The organism is Eubacterium barkeri (assembly GCF_900107125.1).
Taxonomy (GTDB): Bacteria; Bacillota; Clostridia; order Eubacteriales; family Eubacteriaceae; genus Eubacterium_O; species Eubacterium_O barkeri.
This window is the reverse complement of sequence record NZ_FNOU01000043.1, coordinates 1-1,472: the sequence shown is the minus strand read 5'-3', so window position 1 is coordinate 1,472 and position 1,472 is coordinate 1. Positions and strand designations below refer to the sequence as shown.

At 52.8% G+C, this 1,472-nt stretch carries 1 rRNA gene; it reads left to right on the top strand.

The annotated features are described in order from the left end of the window. Positions 1-1,359 (top strand): 23S ribosomal RNA (locus BLU30_RS14040); the annotation flags it as partial. Between the last annotated feature and the right edge of the window lie 113 nt (positions 1,360-1,472).

Sequence of the window (1,472 nt, the reverse complement as noted above, 5' to 3'; positions counted from 1 at the left end):
AAGGCTAGGCTGTGATGGGGAACGAAAAACAAGTAGGGAAGTCGCCGCACTCACACTGTCAAGAAAAGCTTCTATCAAGTATCATGCTACCCGTACCGTAAACCGACACAGGTAGGCGAGGAGAGAATCCTAAGATGAGCGGGAGAAGTGTTGTTAAGGAACTCGGCAAAATGACTCCGTAACTTCGGGAGAAGGAGTGCCTCGAAAGAGGCCGCAGAGAAGAGGCTCAAGCGACTGTTTAGCAAAAACACAGGTCTCTGCTAAATCGAAAGATGACGTATAGGGGCTGACGCCTGCCCGGTGCTGGAAGGTTAAGGGGAGTGCTTAGCGCAAGCGAAGGTGCGAACTTAAGCCCCAGTAAACGGCGGCCGTAACTATAACGGTCCTAAGGTAGCGAAATTCCTTGTCAGGTAAGTTCTGACCCGCACGAAAGGCGTAACGATTTGAGCGCTGTCTCGACAACACACCCGGTGAAATTGTAGTACTCGTGAAGATGCGAGTTACCCGCGACAGGACGGAAAGACCCCGTAGAGCTTTACTGCAATCTGGCATTGGATTTTGATATAACATGTACAGGATAGGTGGGAGGCAGAGAACCATGTGCGCCAGCATGTGGGGAGCCACCCTTGGGATACCACCCCTGTTATATTGGAATTCTAACGAGTGGCTGTAATCCAGCCATCGGACAGTGTCAGATGGGCAGTTTGACTGGGGCGGTCGCCTCCTAAAAAGTATCGGAGGCGCCTAAAGTTACCCTCAGGATGGTTGGAAACCATCTGTAAGAGTGCAAAGGCAGAAGGGTGATTGACTGCGAGACAGACATGTCGAGCAGGGACGAAAGTCGAGCTTAGTGATCCGGTGGTCCCGAGTGGAAGGGCCATCGCTCAACGGATAAAAGCTACCTCGGGGATAACAGGCTTATCTCCCCCAAGAGTCCACATCGACGGGGAGGTTTGGCACCTCGATGTCGGCTCGTCTCATCCTGGGGCTGAAGCAGGTCCCAAGGGTTGGGCTGTTCGCCCATTAAAGAGGCACGCGAGCTGGGTTCAGAACGTCGTGAGACAGTTCGGTCCCTATCCGTCGTGGGCGCAAGAAATTTGAGAGGAGCTGTTCCTAGTACGAGAGGACCGGAACGGACGAACCTCTGGTGCATCGGTTGTCCTGCCAAGGGCATAGCCGGGTAGCCAAGTTCGGACGGGATAAGTGCTGAAGGCATCTAAGCACGAAGCCCCCCTTAAGATAAGATATCTCATTCGAAAGAAGTAAGGCCACTGGAAGACGACCAGGTAGATAGGCTGGAGGTGGAAGTACGGTAACGTATGGAGCTGACCAGTACTAATCGGCCGAGGTCTTGATCCAATCAAGACATAATCTTAACACTCTGTATGCTGTTTTGAAGGACCGTCGGCTGAGACGACGCGGAAGCGTCAGACGAAGACGGAGTGCCTTGTCCTATGAGCGGAAGCGAATAA